A 17671-nucleotide genomic window follows, 5' to 3' on the forward strand; every position below is an offset into this window, starting at 1 on the left:
CCGGCGCGTCGCCCGCGCTCCGAATAGACCGCGAGAACGGCTTTGTTCAGGAGAGTCCTAGGCGAGGACCTCGACGCTGATGCGCGTGGCGAGCTCGTCGACCTCGGCGAGGGCGGGGGAGCCCTTGGTCAGCCCGGTGCCGGTGGTGACGAGGACGAGGCCTTCGCGCTGCAGCTGCGGCGGGAAGATGCCGTGGACGACCTGGGTGAGAGTCGGGCGGCGGAGGCCTTCGCGAGGTCCGCGGGTCGGGCGCAGGCACCGGACGGCGGGGCCGGCCGGCAGCTGCTCGCGATTGACGACCGCCCGACGGTTGCGCTTCACGAGGGCGGCGGAGAACGCGTCGACGGTGAACGGGTCGTCGGGCCCCTCGGGGACGAGTAACTGGAGCTCTGCCGTCATCGCGGGCGGCGCCTCCGGGCTCGTGAGGCGGAGCAGGGCGTGGATCCAGGTCCGGGTCTGGCAGTCGCGGGCGCGGGCGGCGAGGACGGCGGCGGTGTCGGCGATCGCGCCCGGCGTCGCGCGGTCCGGGGCGGCGGCGTCCCAGAACTGCTGGGCGGTCTCGGCGGCCCAGGGCCCGGGATCGGTGCCGCCGGCGGGGACGGGGACCCAACCGGCGGGGGCGTCGATCCACACGGTGTACCGGGGCCGAGCCTCTGACACTGGTCCTCCTGGTCGTGTTGCTGTTCCCGCAACATCGGTTGCCGCCGTGCCGGCGCGGTTCTTACCGTCAACGGCATGAGCACCCATCATGGCGAGGCGCCGGAGAGCTACGACACCGCGGAGTCCTGGGACGCCCGCTACGGCGAGGTCGAGCAGCGGTGGAGCGGCCACGCGAACTCCGCGCTCGTCGACCTCGTGTCCGACCTGCCGCCCGGCCGCGCCCTCGACGCCGGCTGCGGCGAAGGTGCCGACGCGATCTGGCTCGCCGCCCGCGGGTGGGACGTCACTGCGCTGGACATCTCCGAGGTCGCGGTCGCGCGGGCGCGGGAGAAGGCCGGCGACCTGCCGATCACCTGGGTGGTGGCCGACCTCGCGGAGAACCTGCCGTCGGGCCCGTTCGACCTTGTCTCGCTCCACTACCCGGCGCTCCGCAAGGACGCGGACGGTGCCCTGCTGGCCACGATCCTCGGCCTCGTGGTCCCGGACGGCCGCCTCCTGGTCGTCGGCCACGATCTGGCCGCCGTCCGGGCGCACAACCGTCTGCCGGAGGGCATGGAACCCGACGACTACCTGCTGCCGGCCGACTTCGCCGCTGCCCTGGACGAGACCTGGACCGTCGAGACCCGCGGCCTCCGCCCCCGCCGCCAACCACCCGGGTACGACGGCCCCGACATCCCCGACGACGTCCTGCTCGCGCGCCGCGTCTGACCCGAGAAATGCGACAGCCCCGGTCGAGGACCGGGGCTGACGCATGTTTTGGTGGGCGTTACTGGGATTGAACCAGTGACCTCTTCCGTGTCAGGGAAGCGCTCTCCCGCTGAGCTAAACGCCCGGGATGGTGGATACGAGGCCGGAGCGGGAATCGAACCCGCGTACAGGGCTTTGCAGGCCCTTGCCTAAGCCACTCGGCCATCCGGCCAGGGGTGTTGCCCTGGGGTAGCCCGTCGGCCACCTTCGAGCGGACGACGGGATTCGAACCCGCGACCCTCACCTTGGCAAGGTGATGCTCTACCAACTGAGCCACGTCCGCGCGATCCGCTTCGATCCGGTGGGATCTCTGCGGTGCGGTCAGAACAATAGCCCATCCGTCGCACTGGTTCTCAACAACCTCCACGTTGAGTCGTCCGGTCGGGGGAGCGGAGTAGGTTGCCGCAGGTGAGCGCCGCGGACGAACCGCTGTTCAGTGGTGGTGGAGTCGTCGCCCGGGGTCTCGTCGACGTCACCGACGACCCGGCGGCCCTGGAGTCCGAGGGCTTCTGGGCGGTGCTCGCGACCTTCGAGGGTCGGATCACCTGCGCCCGGTTCTCCGACGTCCGGCCGGGGGCCCCGGAACCCGGCCCGTGGGTCGGCCCGCGCCGGGAGGGCTGGACGTCCTCGCTGGACGAGCCGGCCTACACCGCCGCCGTCGACGCCATCCGCGCCCGCATCGCAACGGGCGAGGTCTACCAGGCCAACCTCTGCCGGATCGTCTCCGCGCCGCTGCCCGACCCCGCGCGGGCGGACGTCACCGGTCTGGCGGCCCGCCTGGCCTCCGGCAACCCCGCCCCGCACGCCGGGCTGCTCCGGCTGCCCGCCCACGACGTCCACGTCGCCGGAGCCTCGCCGGAGCTGTTCCTGCGCCGCTCGGGGCGCGTCGTCGAGTCCAGCCCGATCAAGGGCACCGGCCGGGGGAGCGCGGACCTTCGCGAGAAGGACCGGGCCGAGAACGTGATGATCGTCGACCTCGTCCGCAACGACCTCGGCCGCGTCTGCGAGACCGGCTCCGTGACCGTCCCGGCGCTCTGCGCGGTCGAACCGCACCCCGGGCTCGTCCACCTCGTCTCGACCGTCCGCGGCCGTCTCCGGGCCGACGCGGGGTGGCCCGACCTCCTCGCCGCGACGTTCCCCCCGGGCTCGGTCACCGGCGCCCCGAAGCTGGCCGCCCTCGACGTCATCCGCGACTACGAGCCGGTGCCGCGCGGGCCCTACTGCGGCGCCCTCGGGTGGGTGGACGCCGACGCCGGCACCGGGTCCCTCGCGGTCGCCATCCGGACGTTCTGGCGCACCGGCGACGTCCTCTGCTTCGGCACCGGCGCCGGCATCACCTGGGGCTCCGACGCGGCCGCCGAGTGGGCCGAGACCGAACTCAAGGCCGAGCGCCTCCTGGGCCTGGCCTCGGGCGCACCGGAGGTCGTCGGCACGATCCGTGGAGGAGTGACGTGAAGGTCTGGGTCAACGGCGCGATGGTCGATCGCGACGCCGCGACGGTGTCGGTCTTCGACCACGGCTTCACGGTCGGCGACGGGGTGTTCGAGACGACGAAGGTCGTCGACGGAACGCCGTTCGCTCTCACCCGGCATCTCACCCGGTTGGCCGCGTCCGCCACGGCGATGGGACTGCCCGTACCCGACGACACCGTGGTCCGGACCGCGGTGGCCGACGTTTGCGCACAACTCGGGTCGAATCCGGGCAGAGTGCGCATCACGCTCACCGGCGGCGAGGCCCCGCTCGGGTCCGGGCGCGGGGACGCCGAACCGACCCTTGTGGTCGCCGCGTCACCCATGTCGCCGTGGCCCCCGACCGAGTCGGTCGTGGTCGTCCCGTGGGTCCGCAACGAACGCTCGGCGGTCGCCGGCGTGAAGACGACGTCCTACGGCGACAACGTCGTCGCCCTCGCGCACGCGCACTCCGCGGGGGCCGGAGAGGCGCTGTTCGCGAACACGATCGGCGAGCTCTGCGAGGGCACCGCGACGAACGTCTTCGTCGTCCACGACGGCGTCGTGCGCACGCCTCCGCTGACCTCCGGCTGCCTCGCCGGCGTCACCCGGGCACTCGTGCTCGCGTGGTGCCCGGAGGTCCGTGAGGAACGCCTGACGCCCGCCGACCTCGACACCGCCGACGAGGTCTTCGTGACCTCGTCGACGCGTGACGTCCAGGGCGTCGCTGCCGTGAACGGCCGTCAGTTGCCGACTGCGCCCGGGCCCGTCACGACGGCGATCGCGGAGGTGTTCGCCCGGAATGCGGCGAACGATCCCGATCCGATCTGAAAGATCATTATCTGATCATTCGTCACAAGATCGACTGTTCAAGATCATCTGGCCCGGCACAACGACGGTGGGGCGTCCCGAAGGACGCCCCACCGTGGGTTCGTTGCGCGCGGGGCCGGACCCGCGGAGCCTCAGCTCTCGGCGATCAGCTGCGTGAGCGCGGCGTCGATGTCCAGGTGCATGGACTCCGAGCCGGCCGGCACCGTCGCGTAGGTGCGGTCCAGGAAGGTGGACAGTTCGGGCGCGGGGGCCTCCAGCAGAGCCTCGCCCTCCGGCGAGCTCAGGGAGATGTAGACGACCTGCACACCGGCCTCGCTGGAGGGCCACACGCGGACGTCGCCGAGACCGGCGTCGTCGCGCAGACCAGCCGCGAGCAGGTCGCGGGCGAAGACCCACTCGACCGTGTCGCCCGCCGCGTGGAACGTGGCGTGGATGGCGTAGGGATCTGCAAGGTCGTACCGCAGCGCCGCGGGGACCGGCAGGGCTGCGTCGCCTGCGACCAGAAGGCGCAAGCGAAGCTCGCAGGTGACCGAAGACTCTGCCTTCATCTGCGTGCCGTACCTCTCTCGAATGGTGCTCGGCGGTTTGCCCGGCCTCTCCGGAACGGGGGCTGCGTTGCCGCTGCCGGCCCCGGGGAGTCAAACCTCGCCGTGCTGTGGTGGTTCACGCTGTACAACGTCCGTCGCAACCTCAGGTCACTGTGTATCGCCATGATTCTTCGAGGGCAACGGCCGCGCGGAAACGCAATGTCCGGGCAACGTCGGGCGGCGTCGGCCCGAGCAAGATCTATTCCCGCTACGGCGCGGAATCGAACGTGTCCGATTTGTGCCGCATTGTCCTGCGTGAATACGGACGCACCTGGCATGACGGGCTCGCGGAGGGTGCCGGGACGCGGTGCGGTCGAACACCCCCGCAGCGCGCTAATAGGGCACTTGGCCTGGGCCGTTGTCGATCATGGTCCAGCGAAGTTTGAACTCCGCTTGGCGTGTGGAATCCAGTGCCATTGTCATGAGCAGCGGGGGCCCGACCGACACTTTCTGGCCGCCGGGAGCACTCCCGGCGGTGCACCCGGGCGGTTCTCCGCGGGTGAGCGGGGCTCCGGTATGGTGGCGCTCCTCATCCCGGGCGATTAGCTCAGCGGGAGAGCGCCCCGCTCACACCGGGGAGGTCACTGGTTCGAACCCAGTATCGCCCACGCGACGAAGCGTCCCCGTGACGCCGAGTCCGAGGTTCCGCCCCGGGGCCCAGTCCCGAGGCCCGCGAACGAGCACGACGGTCACCAGGACCGCCCCGGGCTTCGGTCGTCCGACCGTCTGTCTGGATCGAAGGGCTCGGGAGATGACGTGGACGCGGCGCTGACACCGCCGACCGCCGCGCCGGCCTTCGACCCCAAGATGCAGCTGGTGCTGGTCGAGGACGACCCGGGCGACGCGACGCTGGTCCGGGACATGCTCGACGAGGTCGAGCCCGACCTCTCCGTCCTCTGGGTGCGCTCGATCGGCGAGGCCGTGGACGTGCTCAGCGCGGACACCCGCTGCGTTCTGCTCGACCTGGTGCTCCCCGACACGGCCGGCTTCGACGGTCTGGAACGCGTGCTCGCCGCGGCCCCGCGCGCGGCGGTGATCGTCCTGACCGGCTTCTCCGACTCGGCCAAGGGCAGTGAGGCCGTCTCCCGGGGCGCGCAGGACTACCTGAACAAGAGCCAGGTCGACCCGGAGCTGCTCGGCCGGGCGGTCCGCTACGCGATCGAGCGGCGCGCCGCCCAGGACACCGCCCGCGAGTTGGCCCAGGCCGAGGCCCGGGCGGCGGAGAACACCCGCCTGGAGCGCGGCCTGCTCCCGACCCCGCTCGTCCACGACGCCTCGGTGGAGGTCCGCCAGCGGTACCGCCCCGGCCGGGACCGGGCGCTGCTCGGGGGCGACTTCTACGACATCGTCCAGTGCGAGGACGGCTCGCTGTTCGCGATGATCGGCGACGTCAGCGGCCACGGGCCGGACGAGGCCGCACTCGGGGTCTGCCTGCGCGTCGCGTGGCGGACCCTCGTCCTGGCCGGCACCGCCGAGGACCGGATCCTGCCGCTGACGGCCCAGGTGCTCGTCCACGAGCGCTCCGCGGAGGAGGTCTTCGCGACCGCCTGCATGGTGTGCATCACCCCCGATCGGCGCAGTGCCCGGGTCTACCTCGCCGGGCACCCGGCACCGGTTCCGCTCGGGGGAGCGGCGTCCGAGCTGCCCGTCGGCGCTCCGCTGGGTGTCCTCGAGGACGAACACTGGGTACCGGGCGAGCTCTCGCTCGAACCCGGCTGGCGGCTGATGCTGTTCACCGACGGTCTCATCGAGGGCCTGACCGGCTCCGACGGTGAGCGGCTCGGCGTCGAGGGCCTCAAGGCGCTGCTCGCGGACGCCCGGGCGGGGGAGCGACCGCCGGACGAGTGGCTCACTGCGCTGCTCGACCGCGTCCGGGAGTTGAACCGCGGCGCGCTCGCCGACGACCTCGCCGTGCTCGTCCTCTCGGACTGCGCGAGCGAGGCGGCCCCGTGATCCCCGCCCGGCTGCGGCCGCGGACCCTCCGCGCCGGTCTGCGGTTCGTGCTCCTGGTCCTTCTCCTGCTGGTCCTCGTCGGGGCGGCGATCGTCGCCGGTGAGCTGAATCGGGTGAACGACGACGTCGACGCACTTGTCGACGAGATTTCACCCGCTCGTATCAGCGCCGAGTCGCTTGCGGCGGCGTACCTGGACCAGGAGACCGGCGTCCGCGGCTTCGTGCTCTCGGGCGAGAACAGCGCCCTGCGGCCGTACACCGAGGGCCGCCGGACCGCGGAGGCCGACGCCGCGGACATCCGTCGGCTGCTCGGCGACCGTCCGCAGGTGGCCGAGGCGCTCGACGCGATCGACCGGGCCGGGGAACGCTGGCGGACCGAGTACGCGGACAAGGCGATCGCGGCGGTCCGCAGCGGCCGGCCCGGGCAGCGTCCGAACGAGGACGTCGGGCAGGCGCGCTTCGACGAGATCCGCCAGGAGTTCGACGACCTCAACGCCTCGCTCAGCACCGAGCGCGTCCTCGCCCGGGACCGGGTGAGCGACGAGATGAGCCGGCTCCGGATCTTCGGCCTCCTGGCCGCGGCGGCCGCCGTGCTCGCCGGGTTCGCGGTGTGGTTCGCGCTGCGGCGGCTCGTGCTGACCCCGCTCGACCGGCTCGGCGGCGAGACCCGGGTCGTGGCCCGCGGCGAGTTCGGCCGGCCGGTCAGCGTCAGCGGACCGGCCGAGATTCGCCGGCTCGGGACCGACGTCGAGGAGATGCGCCGCCAGCTGGCCGAGGCTCTCGCCGAGGCCCGTCGGGCGGAGGACGAGCTCCGCGCCCAGGCCGAGGTGCTCTCGCTGCAGGCCGACGACCTCCGGCGCTCCAACGAGGAGCTCGAGCAGTTCGCCTACGTCGCCTCCCACGACCTGCAGGAGCCGCTGCGCAAGGTGGCGAGTTTCTGTCAGATGCTCCAACGGCGGTACCAGGGGCAGCTCGACGAGCGCGCCGACCAGTACATCGAGTTCGCCGTCGACGGCGCCAAGCGGATGCAGCAGCTGATCAACGACCTGCTCGCCTTCTCCCGCGTCGGTCGGTTCACCGACGCGATGGTCCCGGTCGACACCGCCGAGGTCGCCCGGCGCGCGGCGGACGCCCTCGACCAGACCCGCGAGGAGGCGGGCGCCGAGATCGAGATCGGCGAGCTGCCGACGGTGCCGGGCGACGAGGCGCTGCTGACCCAGGTGTTCCAGAACCTGATCGGCAACGCGATCAAGTTCCGCGCCCCCGAGCGGCCCGCCCGGATCCGGGTCAGCGCCGAACGCGAGGGGGAGTTCTGGCACTTCCGGTGCGAGGACAACGGGATCGGGATCGACCCCCAGTACGCCGAGCGGATCTTCGTGATCTTCCAACGGCTGCACAGCAAGGATCAGTACACGGGGACCGGCATCGGCCTGTCCCTGTGCAAGAAGATCGTCGAGTACCACGGTGGGCGGATCTGGCTGGACACCGATCGGAACGGTGCCCCGGGCAGTGTCGTGCACTGGACCCTGCCGGTGGAGCCGGCGCCCGTCAGCACGGCGGCCGCGATCGCAGCCGCCAACGGAGAGGTGTGAGTGATGGTGGCCGACCTGATCGAGGTCCTGCTGGTCGAGGACGACCCCGGTGACGTGCTGATGACGCGCGAGGCCTTCGCCGACAACAAGGTGAAGAACAACCTCAACGTGGTCACCGACGGCGTGGAGGCCCTGGCCTTCCTCCGGCGGGAGGGCAAGTACGCCGACGCCCCGTACCCCGACCTGATCCTGCTCGACCTCAACCTGCCGAAGAAGGACGGGCGGGAGGTCCTCGCCGAGATCAAGGCGGACGAGAAGCTCGCGCACATCCCGGTGGTGGTCCTGACCACCTCGGGCGCGAACGAGGACATCCTCTCGAGCTACCGGCTCCACGCGAACGCGTACGTGACCAAGCCGGTCGACTTCGAGCAGTTCATCCGGGTCGTCCGGCAGATCGACGACTTCTTCGTCGGTGTGGTGAAACTGCCTCGGCCGTGACGATCACCGCTGGATAGCATCGGTGGCCGCCCCGCGGCCGTCGTGGGAGCACCGAACCAGTCACCGAACAACAGGTCAGGAGTTCATCGTGTCCGAGGTCAGCATCACCGTTGCCGGAGCGCAGCGATCGGTGCCGGCCGGGACGACGGCCGCCGACCTGTTCGCCGAGGACCGGGCCGTCATCGCGGCGAAGGTGAACGGTGTCGCCCGGGACCTCACCCACGTCGTGGACGCCGGGGACGAGGTCGAGGGCATCCGCAACGACTCCCCGGAGGGTCTCGCGATCGTCCGGCACTCGTGCGCCCACGTTCTCGCCCAGGCGGTCCAGGAGCTGTTCCCCGAGGCGAAGCTCGGCATCGGTCCGCCGATCGAGAACGGGTTCTACTACGACTTCGACGTCAAGAACCCGTTCACCCCGGAGGACCTCAAGCGCCTCGAGAAGCGCATGCAGGAGTTGGTGAAGGAGCGTCAGACCTTCAGCCGGCGCGAGGTTTCCGACGACGACGCACGCACTGAGCTGGCGACCGAGCCGTACAAGCTCGAGCTGATCGGCCTCAAGGGCAGCGGCGGGGAGGCGGCCGAGGGCGCGAACGTCGAGGTCGGCGCCGGCCAGCTCACCATCTACGACAACCACCGCAAGGACGGGTCGCTGGCGTGGAAGGACCTCTGCCGGGGTCCGCACGTCCCGACCACCGGGCACATCCCCGCGTTCAAGCTCATGCGCAGCGCCGCTGCGTACTGGCGGGGGAGTGAGAAGAACCCGCAGCTGCAGCGGGTCTACGGCACCGCGTGGGACACCCGCGATGCGCTGAAGGACTACCAGACCCGGCTCGAGGAGGCCGCCAAGCGCGACCACCGCAAGCTCGGCGTCGAGCTCGACCTGTTCTCGTTCCCGGACGAGATCGGGTCCGGCCTCGCGGTCTTCCACCCGAAGGGCGGCGTGATCCGCCGCGTGATGGAGGACTACTCGCGGCAGCGGCACGTCGAGGCGGGCTACGAGTTCGTCAACACCCCGCACATCACCAAGGGGCACCTGTTCGAGGTCTCCGGGCACCTCGACTGGTACGCCGAGGGCATGTTCGCGCCGATGGAGATGGACGGCGCGGACTACTACCTCAAGCCGATGAACTGCCCGTTCCACAACCTGATCTTCCGCAGCCGCGGGCGTTCCTACCGCGAGCTGCCGCTGCGGCTGTTCGAGTTCGGCACCGTGTACCGGAACGAGAAGTCCGGTGTGGTGCACGGCCTCACCCGGGCCCGCGGATTCACCCAGGACGACGCGCACATCTACTGCACCCGCGAGCAGATGCGGGACGAGCTGATCTCGACTTTGCGCTTCGTGCTCGATCTGCTCCGCGACTACGGCCTCGACGACTTCTACCTCGAGCTCTCGACGAAGGACCCGGTGAAGTTCGTCGGCACCGACGAGGACTGGGAGGAGGCGACCGAGGTCCTGCGCGAGGTCGCGCTCTCCGAGGGCCTCGAGCTCGTCATGGACCCGGGCGGGGCGGCGTTCTACGGCCCGAAGATCTCGGTCCAGGCCAAGGACGCGATCGGCCGCACCTGGCAGATGTCGACCATCCAGCTCGACTTCAACCTGCCCGAGCGGTTCGAGCTCGAGTTCCAGTCCGGCGACGGCACCCGCCAGCGGCCGGTCATGATCCACCGCGCGCTGTTCGGCTCGATCGAGCGCTTCTTCGGCGTCCTCGTCGAGCACTACGCGGGCGCGTTCCCTCCCTGGCTCGCGCCGGTCCAGGTCGTCGGCATCCCGATCGGTGACGCGCACGTCCCGCACCTGCGCGAGGTCGTGGCGCAGCTGACGGCGCAGGGGATCCGCGCCGAGGTCGACGAGGCCGACGACCGGATGCAGAAGAAGATCCGCAACGCCCAGAAGCAGAAGATCCCCTTCATGCTGCTCGCGGGCGACGAGGACGTCGAGGCGGGTGCGGTCTCGTTCCGCTACCGCAACGGCGAGCAGAAGAACACCGTCCCGGTGGCTGATGCCGTCGCCGAGATCGTCGCCGCGGTCCGCGACCGCATTCAGGTCTGATGGGGGGTCAGGAACAGGGAGCGCCGGCGCCGGAGGAGCAGGACGGCGTCGGCATCGCGGACTCGTTCGCGCGCCTGTGGACCCCGCACCGGATGGCCTACATCAAGGGCGAGAACCGGGCGGAGGGCACCGAGGCCGCGGGCTGCCCGTTCTGCCGGATCCCGAGCCTCGACGACGCCGAGGGCCTGATCCTGCGGCGGGGGAAGTCGGCCTACGTCGTCCTGAACCTGTACCCGTACAACCCCGGGCACCTGATGATCGTCCCGTTCCGGCACGTCGCGGACTACGCGGACCTGACCGCCGCGGAGTCGGCCGAGGTCGCCGAGTTGACCCGGCAGGCCCTGGTCGCGCTGCGCACCGCCACGGGGGCGCACGGCTTCAACGTCGGCATGAACCTGGGCACGGTGGCGGGCGCGGGCATCGCGGCGCACCTCCACCAGCACGTGGTCCCGCGCTGGGGTGGCGACACGAACTTCATGCCGGTCGTCGGGCACACCAAGGTGCTGCCGCAGCTCCTCGGCGACACCCGCACCGTGCTCACCGAGGCCTGGCCGGCCGACGACACCGCGTCCTGGGGCTCCTGACCCGTCCGGGTGAGATCGGGCCGACGTTCACCCGGCTGTTACGGCGTCGTCACGGCGCGGTCCTACGCTGAGCTCGACGACGACGGAAGGGGGGAAGCCGCCGTGGCCGCCTGGACGCTGAGTCCGCTCGACATCTCGTTCCTGAGTCTGGAGTCGCCCGCGACGCCGATGACCATCGGCGCCGTTGCGGTGCTCGACGCCGCCGACGTCGACTCGGCCACCCTCCTCGCCCTGCTGCGCGAGCGGGCGGCCGTCATCCCACGCCTGCGCCGCCGGCTGCGCTCGGAACTGTTCCCGGTGGTCGGCGCGAGCTGGGTCGAGGACCCGGATTTCCGCGTCGAGCAGCACGTGCGTCTGCACCACGCGGTGGGCTCGGGCGAGCCCGCGGAGCTGAACGCCTGGGTCGCGCGCACGATGGCCACGCAGCTCGACCGGAACCGCCCGCTGTGGGAGGTCCACCTCCTCGACGGCCTCGCCGACGGACGCGCGGGGCTCCTGTTCAAGGTGCACCACGCGTTCCTCGACGGACTCGGCACCGGCGGGCTGGCGTACGCCCTCTCCGACAACGGGTCTCCCGACCACGTCCCGGCCCCGGCGCCCGGCCCGGGCGCCACTCCGCGGCCCGGCCTGGACCCGCGGCGCCTGCTCGGCCCGCTGGCCGGGCTCGCCGACCCGCCCGCTCTGGCGCGGACCGCGGCCCGGGCGCTGTCGACCGCGACCGGCGTGATCACCCACATGACCACCGCCGGCCCGGGGTTCCCGTTCGACACCGTCGTCTCGTCGGCGCGCGCGTTCACGACCACGACCGTCACACTCGAGGATCTGCGGGGCCTGCGCGGCGTCGCGCGGGGGAGCGTCAACGACATCGCGATCGGCGTCGTCGCCGGCGCGCTCCGGACCTGGCTGCAGAACCACCACTACCGCCCCGACGACCTGCGCCTGCGCGCCCTCGTGCCGGTCGCCCGTGAGCGCGAGCCCGGCAGCGGCTCGGGCAACTCGTTCTCGGCGTTCCTGCTCGATCTCCCCGTCCACGTCGCCGACCCGGTCGAGCGCATCCGCGCCGTCTCCGAGGAGATGGGCCGGCACCGCGCGGTGGGACCCGAGGGGGGCGCGGGCGCGCTGGCCGGTCTGACGAACCTGCTCCCGCCGGCCGTCGTCCGGCTCGGGGGGCCCACGGTCGCCCAGACCGCGTCGAAGCTGTTCGACATGCTGCTCACGACCGTCCCGGTCCCGCGCCCGCTGCGCCTCGGCGGCGCCCCGATAATCGAGGTCTACCCGCTCGCCCCGCTCGGCCCCAACCAGCCGCTCGCGATCGGGTGCTCCAGCTACGCCGGCCGGATGCACGTCGGCTTCAGCGTCGACCCGGTCGTCGTCCCGAACCCGGAGCAGCTCGCCGCCGCCGTCCCCGCCGAGCTCGCCGTCCTGCGCACCGTCGCCGGACTCCGCGCCCCCGCGGTGAAGGTTCCCGCCCCGCGCTGACGCCCCCCTCGATGTGAAGAAAGGGTGACACCCCTTACTGCGCAGTAACAAGAAGGGGTGACACCCTTTCTGGCGCCAGAAAGGGTGTCACCCCCAGTGGTATCGCTGGGGCTGGTGCGGCTACTCCGCGGCGCGGACCTTCTCCGCGATGTGGCTCGGCATCGGTTCGTGGCGGACGTACTTGCGGCTGAACGTGCCGGTGCCGTGGGAGAGGGAGCGGAGGTCGATCGCGTAGCGGCAGATCTCGATCTGCGGCACCTCGGCCAGGATCTTCGTCCGCCCACTCGACCCGACGGGTTCGGAGCCGAGCACGCGGCCCCGACGGGTCGAGAAGTCGCCCATGATCGCGCCGACGTAGTCGTCGGCGACGAGAACGGCCACCTCGTCCACCGGCTCCAGCAGGGTCACCTGCGCCTTCTCCGCCGCGTCCTTGAGTGCGAGCGCGCCCGCGGTCTGGAACGCCATGTCGGAGGAGTCGACGCTGTGGGCCTTCCCGTCGTGGAGCGTCACGCGGATGTCCTGCACCGGGTAGCCGGCGATGACGCCGCGCTCCATCTGGGTGCGTACGCCCTTCTCCACCGACGGGATGAACTGCCGCGGGACCGCGCCGCCGACGACCTTGTCGACGAACTCGAACCCGGAGCCCGAGGGCAGGGGCTCGACGGTGATGTCGCAGACCGCGTACTGGCCGTGCCCGCCGGACTGCTTGACGTGCCGGCCGTGGCCCTCGCCCTTGGACGCGAACGTCTCCCGCAGCGACACCTTCAACGGGACGCTGTCGACGGCCACGCCGTACCGGTTCGTCAGACGGTCCATCAGAACGTCGAGGTGCGCCTCACCCATGCACCACAGGACGAGCTGGTGGGTGTCGGTGTTGTGCTCCAGCCGCAGGGTCGGGTCCTCGGCCAGGAGCCGGTTCAGGCCCTGGGAGAGCTTGTCCTCGTCGGCCTTCGACTTCGCGACGACCGCGACGGGCAGCAGCGGCTCCGGCATGGTCCAGGGCTGCATGAGCAGCGGCTGTTCCTTGCTGGAGAGGGTGTCGCCGGTCTCCGCCTTCGTCAGCTTCGCCACCGCGACCACGTCGCCCGCGACGGCGGACTGGATCGCGCGCTGGGTCTTGCCCAAGGGGCACGTGAGGGCGCCGATCTTCTCGTCGATGTCGTGGTCGTCGTGGCCGCGGTCCGCCAGGAAGTGCCCCGACACGTGGACGGTCTGGTCGGCGTGGATCGTGCCGGAGAAGATGCGCACCAGCGAGATCTTGCCGACGTACGGGTCCGACGTGGTCTTCACGACCTCCGCGACGAGCGGCCCGTTCGGGTCGCACGTCAGCGCCGGGCCGGGCTGCCCGTCGATGGTGGTCACCGTGGGCACCGGGTGCTCCAGCGGTGACGGGAAGGCCTGGGTCATGACCTCGAGCAGCTCGGTCACCCCGACGCCGTTCATCGGGTTGACCGGCAGCACCGGGTAGAAGGAACCGCGCGCGACCGCGGTCTCGAGGTCGTCGATGAACACCTTGAGGTCGATGTCCTCACCGCCGAGGTAACGGTCCATCAGGGTCTCGTCCTCGCTCTCGGCGATGATCCCCTCGATGAACGTGTTCCGGGCGTCCTCGATCTCCATCCGCAGTTCCTCGGAGGCCTTCGACTCGCTCCGCGTCCCCGACGAGTAGTCGTACACGCACTGCGAGAGCAGGCCGACCAGACCGGTCTGGACGCCGTCGGCGCCGAGCTGCGGCAGGTACGCCGGCAGGACGTTGTCGCCGAACGCGTCCTGGCACATGGCGATGACGCCGTCGAAGTTCGTGCGCCCGTTGTCGAGCTTGGTGACGACCACCGCCCGGGGCATGCCCACGGCGGCGCACTCGTCCCACAGCATCTTGGTCGTGCCGTCGATGTCCTCGGCCGCGGAGATGATGAACAGCGCGGCGTCGGCGGCGCGGAGACCCGCACGCAGGTCGCCGACGTAGTCGGCGTACCCGGGGGTGTCGAGCAGGTTGATCTTGATGGGCCCGTCGGGCTCGTTCACCACGAGCGGTTCGAGCGAGAGGTTGACCGACCGCTGCTGCCGGATCTCGGCCTCGTCGAAGTCGCTGACGGTGGTGCCGTCCTCGACCCGGCCGAGCCGGGTCAGATTGCCTGTCGCGAGTAGCAGGGACTCCACGAGCGTCGTCTTGCCGGCTCCCGTGTGGCCGACCAGCACCACGTTGCGGATGCGTCCGGGCTGGTCGGCCTCCGGTGCCCTGCCGGCGTTCGGAGTGTTGGACTTGTCGGCCATGCGCCACCTCCTCGTGACCCAGGGGGCGCGCAGTCCTCTCGCAAAGTCGCTCTCGGGGCAGTTTCCGGTCCGGATCACGCGCCCGTGCGTCCTGGCAGCTTCCTCCGAGTTCGGGGACGGGACAAGGGGGGTCCGGGGGGATTTCCGGGCGGCCCGCGTGGCCCGCGGGGCGGTCCGGGGGCCGCTGACTACCATTGCCCCCGGCAGCGGAGGACCGGGAGAACGATGCTCAACAAGTACGCGCGAGCGTTGTTCGGCCGCATTTTCACGCCGATCGCGCGCGCTCTGGTGCGCCTCGGCATCAGCCCGGACGTGGTGACGATCGTCGGCACGCTCGGTGTGATGGCCGGTGCCCTGCTCCTGTTCCCCCGGGGTGAGTTCTTCTGGGGGACGATGGTGATCACGGCCTTCGTCTTCTCCGACATTATCGACGGCCTGATGGCCCGCATGACCGAGCGGTCGTCCACCTGGGGCGCGTACCTGGACTCCACGCTCGACCGGTTCGGCGACGCCGCGGTCTTCGGTGGCCTGGCGATGTGGTTCGCCGGCGGCGGGGACAACGACCTGCTCTGCGCGCTGTGCCTGTACAACCTGGCCGCCGGATCCGTCGTCTCCTACGCCAAGGCCCGGGCCGAGGGCCTCGGGATGACCGCGAACGTCGGCATCGCCGAGCGGTCCGACCGGCTCGTGCTGATCCTCGTCGCGAGCGGCTTCCAGGGCGTCGGTGTGCCGGGCGTCCAGCGGGCGGCGCTGATCATCCTCGCCGTCGCCAGCACGATCACCCTGTTCCAGCGCATGCTGATGGTCCGCAAGCAGGCTCTGGCCGCGGCGGCGAACACCGCGGCCCCGGTGGCGACCGACCCGGGCCCCGCGTGACCGGGCTGGCGCAACGCGTCGGCGCCGCTGCCTACCTGACGGGGTGGCGGGTTGTCCGCCACCTGCCCGAGCCGGTGGCCCGGGCGGGCTTCCGTCGCGCCGCCGACGTCGCCTGGCGGCGGCGTGGCCGCGGGGTCGTCCAGCTGGAACGCAATCTCGCCCGCGTGCTCGGCGTCGCGCCGGACACCCCGGCCGTGCGGGAGCTCTCCCGGGACGCGATGCGCTCGTACCTGCGTTACTGGTCCGAGGTCTTCCGGATGCCTTCGTGGGACGCCGACGAGGTCCTGCGCCGCATCCGCGTCGAGGGCGAGGAGGGCCTGCGCGCCGAGCTGGACCTCGGCGTCGGGGTCGTCCTCGCGCTTCCGCACTGCGCGAACTGGGACCACGCCGGCGCCTGGGTCGTGGGCGCGGGGATGCCGTTCACCACCGTCGCGGAGCGGCTGAATCCGCCTCAGCTCTACGACGCCTTCGTGTCGTACCGGCAGAACCTCGGCATGGAGGTCCTCCCGCTCGACAAGACGTCCGGCGTCGAGGTGTTCGCGACCCTGGCCCGTCGGCTCCGCGACGGCAAGCTCGTCGCGCTGGTTGCCGACCGGGACCTGACCGAGTCCGGCATCGAGGTCGAGTTCTTCGGTCACACCGCGCGGATGCCGGGCGGGCCGGCGGCGCTGTCGGTGAGCACCGGCGCGGGCCTGGTCCCGGTGACGCAGTGGTACGACGGCGACGTCATGCACCTGCGGATCCATCCCAAGATCCACCAGCCGACCCACGGCCGCCGGCCGGAGCGCGTCGCCGCGATGACCCAGTCGCTCGCGGGTGTCTTCGAGGCCGCGATCCGCGCCCACCCCGCCGACTGGCACATGCTGCAACGCCTGTGGGTCGACGATCTGAGGCTGCGTCATCACGCTGCGTCGCCACGGCGCCAGCCCGCCGGCTCCGGCCGGGAGAGGTCCGCCTGATGCGGGTCGGCCTGGTCTGCCCCTACGCCTGGGAGGTCCCGGGTGGGGTGCAGGCCCACGTCCGCGACCTCGCCGAGGCGCTGATCGCGCTGGGCCACGAGGTCTCGGTCCTCGCTCCCGCGGAGATCCCGGAGCCGGGGGAGCCCTCCGACCTCCCGCCCTACCTGGTGCCCACCGGCCGGGCGATTCCGGTGCCCTACAACGGATCCGTCGCCCGGGTGGCGTTCGGCCCGGTCACGAAGAAGCGCGTCCGGCGGTGGGTGCGCGACGGCGGGTTCGACGTCCTGCACGTCCACGAACCGACCGTCCCGAGCATCAGCGCGCTGGCCTGCTGGGGGGCGAGCGGCCCGATCGTCGCGACGTTCCACATGAGCAACGGCCGCTCCCGCGCGATGGCGGCCGCCCACGGCGTGCTGCAGCCGACGCTGGAGAAGATCTCGGCCCGCATCGCCGTCTCCGAGCCCGCCCGGCAGACTCTGGTCGAGCATCTCGGCGGCGACCCCGTGCTGATCCCCAACGGGGTGGCGCTCGCCCGGTTCGCCCGCGCCGAGCCGATGCCCGGCTGGCCGGGGGAGGGCGGTGCGATCGGGTTCCTCGGCCGCTTCGACGAGCCGCGCAAGGGCTTCGACATCCTCGCCGCGGCGATGGAGCAGCTCGTCCGCACCCGGCCGGGGCTGCGACTCCTGGTCGCCGGTCCCGGTGACACCGACGCCGCACTCGCGGCGATGTCCCCGGCGGTTCGCGAGCGGGTCACGATGCTCGGCCTGGTCGACGAGCCCGCGAAGGAGCGCATGCTCCGCTCGGTCGACCTCTACGTCGCGCCGAACACGGGCGGCGAGAGTTTCGGCATCATCCTCACCGAGGCCATGTCCGCCGGAACGCCCGTCGTCGCCAGCGACATCGACGCCTTCCGCCGGGTCCTGGAGGACGGCACCTGCGGCGCGCTGTTCCCCGTCGGGGACGCCGACGCCCTCGCCGCGACCCTCGCCGACCTCCTCGACGACCCCGCCCGCCGCGCCGTGCTCGCCGGCGAGGCCTCCCGGGCCGTGGCGCGCTACGACTGGGCCCAGGTCGCGGCCGACGTCGTCGCCGTCTACGAGACGGTGACCGCCGGGACCACCGGCGTCGTCGAGGACACCCGGACCCAGCGCCTCGCGCGCCTGGTCGGGCTGTCCACCACCTGACGCGGGCAG

General features: G+C 71.6%; 15 protein-coding genes and 4 tRNA genes. 13 read left to right on the forward strand and 6 right to left on the reverse strand.

The window, feature by feature from the left end; genetic code table 11:
* Positions 1 to 57: 57 nt before the first annotated feature.
* A complete protein-coding gene (locus tag ABD401_RS15605) occupies positions 58 to 660 on the reverse strand; it encodes a hypothetical protein (protein WP_344606352.1) in 603 nt (200 codons plus the stop codon).
* Positions 661 to 735: 75 nt separating this feature from the next.
* Here ABD401_RS15605 and ABD401_RS15610 point away from each other — a divergent pair, with 75 nt between their 5' ends.
* A complete protein-coding gene (locus tag ABD401_RS15610) occupies positions 736 to 1368 on the forward strand; it encodes a class I SAM-dependent methyltransferase (protein ID WP_344606354.1) in 633 nt (210 codons plus the stop codon).
* A 49-nt stretch (positions 1369 to 1417) separates the two neighbouring features.
* Here the strand turns inward: ABD401_RS15610 and ABD401_RS15615 are convergent.
* From ABD401_RS15615 to ABD401_RS15625, 3 genes are all read right to left on the reverse strand, one after another.
* Positions 1418 to 1492, reverse strand: a tRNA-Val gene (locus ABD401_RS15615).
* Positions 1493 to 1507: 15 nt separating this feature from the next.
* Positions 1508 to 1579, reverse strand: a tRNA-Cys gene (locus ABD401_RS15620).
* Between the two features lie 38 nt (positions 1580 to 1617).
* Positions 1618 to 1690, reverse strand: a tRNA-Gly gene (locus ABD401_RS15625).
* Positions 1691 to 1815: 125 nt separating this feature from the next.
* Here ABD401_RS15625 and ABD401_RS15630 point away from each other — a divergent pair.
* Positions 1816 to 2862 (forward strand): chorismate-binding protein, encoded by a 1047-nt coding sequence (locus tag ABD401_RS15630; RefSeq protein ID WP_425566168.1) that lies wholly within the window; start codon positions 1816 to 1818, stop codon positions 2860 to 2862.
* The gene (locus ABD401_RS15635; protein ID WP_344606356.1) at positions 2859 to 3686 is read left to right on the forward strand and encodes an aminotransferase class IV; all 828 of its coding nucleotides are present in this window, start codon (positions 2859 to 2861) and stop codon (positions 3684 to 3686) included. The genes ABD401_RS15630 and ABD401_RS15635 overlap by 4 nt, the downstream gene beginning before the upstream one ends.
* Positions 3687 to 3817: 131 nt before the next feature.
* Here ABD401_RS15635 and ABD401_RS15640 read toward each other — a convergent pair whose 3' ends face one another.
* A complete protein-coding gene (locus ABD401_RS15640) occupies positions 3818 to 4234 on the reverse strand; it encodes an SsgA family sporulation/cell division regulator (protein ID WP_033385126.1) in 417 nt (138 codons plus the stop codon).
* Between the two features lie 575 nt (positions 4235 to 4809).
* On the opposite strand from ABD401_RS15640, the gene ABD401_RS15645 reads away from it, so the two are divergent.
* The 7 genes from ABD401_RS15645 to ABD401_RS15675 all read left to right on the forward strand — a co-directional run bounded on the left by ABD401_RS15645 (position 4810) and on the right by ABD401_RS15675 (position 12369).
* A tRNA-Val gene (locus tag ABD401_RS15645) sits at positions 4810 to 4881 on the forward strand.
* A 148-nt stretch (positions 4882 to 5029) separates the two neighbouring features.
* Entirely contained in the window at positions 5030 to 6226 is a 1197-nt protein-coding gene (locus tag ABD401_RS15650; protein ID WP_344606360.1) for a PP2C family protein-serine/threonine phosphatase, read from the forward strand.
* Entirely contained in the window at positions 6223 to 7818 is a 1596-nt protein-coding gene (locus tag ABD401_RS15655; protein WP_344606362.1) for a sensor histidine kinase, read from the forward strand. The genes ABD401_RS15650 and ABD401_RS15655 overlap by 4 nt, the downstream gene beginning before the upstream one ends.
* Before the next feature lie 3 nt (positions 7819 to 7821).
* On the forward strand, positions 7822 to 8256 hold the full coding sequence (locus ABD401_RS15660) for a response regulator (protein WP_028984963.1): 435 nt from the start codon (positions 7822 to 7824) through the stop codon (positions 8254 to 8256).
* An 85-nt stretch (positions 8257 to 8341) separates the two neighbouring features.
* The gene (gene thrS, locus ABD401_RS15665; RefSeq protein ID WP_425566180.1) at positions 8342 to 10306 is read left to right on the forward strand and encodes a threonine--tRNA ligase; all 1965 of its coding nucleotides are present in this window, start codon (positions 8342 to 8344) and stop codon (positions 10304 to 10306) included.
* Positions 10306 to 10890 carry an HIT family protein gene (locus ABD401_RS15670; RefSeq protein ID WP_344606367.1) on the forward strand — a complete coding sequence of 195 codons (585 nt, stop codon included), beginning with the start codon at positions 10306 to 10308 and terminating at the stop codon, positions 10888 to 10890. Before thrS ends, ABD401_RS15670 begins: the two co-directional genes overlap by 1 nt.
* A gap of 102 nt (positions 10891 to 10992) precedes the next feature.
* Complete coding sequence (locus ABD401_RS15675) at positions 10993 to 12369, forward strand: wax ester/triacylglycerol synthase family O-acyltransferase (protein WP_344606369.1); 1377 nt, start codon at positions 10993 to 10995, stop codon at positions 12367 to 12369.
* 120 nt (positions 12370 to 12489) lie between these two features.
* On the opposite strand, the gene ABD401_RS15680 is transcribed toward ABD401_RS15675, so the two are convergent.
* Entirely contained in the window at positions 12490 to 14643 is a 2154-nt protein-coding gene (locus tag ABD401_RS15680; RefSeq protein WP_344606371.1) for an elongation factor G-like protein EF-G2, read from the reverse strand.
* Between the two features lie 225 nt (positions 14644 to 14868).
* Between ABD401_RS15680 and pgsA the strand changes: the two genes are divergently transcribed.
* The 3 genes from pgsA to ABD401_RS15695 are packed head-to-tail and all read left to right on the forward strand — an operon-like array spanning position 14869 to position 17662.
* Positions 14869 to 15519, forward strand: a complete 651-nt coding sequence (gene pgsA, locus ABD401_RS15685) for a phosphatidylinositol phosphate synthase (protein ID WP_344606372.1) — start codon at positions 14869 to 14871, stop codon at positions 15517 to 15519.
* Positions 15516 to 16478, forward strand: coding sequence for a phosphatidylinositol mannoside acyltransferase (locus ABD401_RS15690; protein ID WP_344606374.1), 963 nt, complete (start codon positions 15516 to 15518; stop codon positions 16476 to 16478). The genes pgsA and ABD401_RS15690 overlap by 4 nt, the downstream gene beginning before the upstream one ends.
* Positions 16478 to 17662, forward strand: coding sequence for a glycosyltransferase family 4 protein (locus ABD401_RS15695; protein WP_344606376.1), 1185 nt, complete (start codon positions 16478 to 16480; stop codon positions 17660 to 17662). Before ABD401_RS15690 ends, ABD401_RS15695 begins: the two co-directional genes overlap by 1 nt.
* Positions 17663 to 17671: the final 9 nt, after the last annotated feature.

It is taken from the genome of Sporichthya brevicatena (assembly GCF_039525035.1).
Taxonomy (GTDB): domain Bacteria; phylum Actinomycetota; class Actinomycetes; order Sporichthyales; family Sporichthyaceae; genus Sporichthya; species Sporichthya brevicatena.